Origin of the sequence: Acinetobacter sp. Ag2 (assembly GCF_001005515.1) — a bacterium.
GTDB lineage: Bacteria > Pseudomonadota > Gammaproteobacteria > Pseudomonadales > Moraxellaceae > Acinetobacter > Acinetobacter bereziniae.
Genome location: NZ_LBNA01000001.1, coordinates 1 through 1006, shown reverse-complemented (window position 1 = coordinate 1006; position 1006 = coordinate 1). Strand labels below are relative to the sequence as shown.

Here is a 1006-nt window from a genome sequence, read left to right as displayed (position 1 = left end):
GTTGCTGTTTGGCTCAGCTGTTCCACTGACACTTACCGAACCATCTGGATTGCCTGTGACATTGACCACTGGTGCTGCTGGGGCAGTTGTAGTATTGATAGCAAAGTTGGGACCAACACCACCAATACCAACATTACCTGTAATATCTGTAAAACTTCCTGCAATCACACTAATTTTATTATTGCTTGCCAAGAAATTTGCGTTGGGTGTGAAAATGGCTGTCCAAGTTAGACCACCATCATTACTGCTTACTGGACTTAACGTCCCATTTGATACCAAGATATCATCATTACCAAAGTTTTTTACGATCTCACTAAAACTAAACGTTACAAGCGCTGATTCACCTATAGTTAGAATCGTATCACTCATACTAATAATGACTGTTGGTGCTGTACTATCTACTATTACTACCGCAGGCGGACTAACATTTCCCGATGCATCTACAGCGGTCACTTTAAGCGCTGTACCATCTGGAATAGATGTTGTTGGTGTAAATGTAAATTTACCGTCTGGTCCTGCTGTTGTAGTACCAATGACTTTACCTGAACTATCAGTAATATTTACCGTACTTCCTGCTTCTGCTGTCCCTGTAATTGGACTACCGTCTGTAGGATCAACGATGGGTTGAGCTGGTGCAGTACTATCAACAATCACTTGCGCAGGCGGACTAACATTTCCCGATGCATCTACAGCCGTTACTTTCAGCGTTGTACCATCTGGAATAGGTGTTGTTGGTGTAAAAGTAAATTTACCGTCCGGTCCTGCTGTTGTAGTACCGATGACTTTACCTGAACTATCAGTAATATTTACTGTGCTTCCTGCTTCTGCTGTTCCTGTAATTGGACTACCGTCTGTAGGATTAACGATGGGTTGAGCGGGTGCAGTGCTATCCACAATGATTTGCGCAGGCGGACTAACATTTCCCGAGGCATCTACAGCTGTTACTTTAAGCGCTGTACCACCTGGAATAGGTATTGTTGGTGTAAATGTAAATTTAACGTCTGGT

At 43.0% G+C, this 1006-nt stretch carries 1 protein-coding gene; it reads right to left on the bottom strand.

Annotated elements, in window-relative coordinates; translation table 11 throughout:
- On the bottom strand, window positions 1-1006 hold a 1006-nt coding region (locus AAV97_RS21155), incomplete at both ends, for an Ig-like domain-containing protein (RefSeq protein ID WP_046759448.1).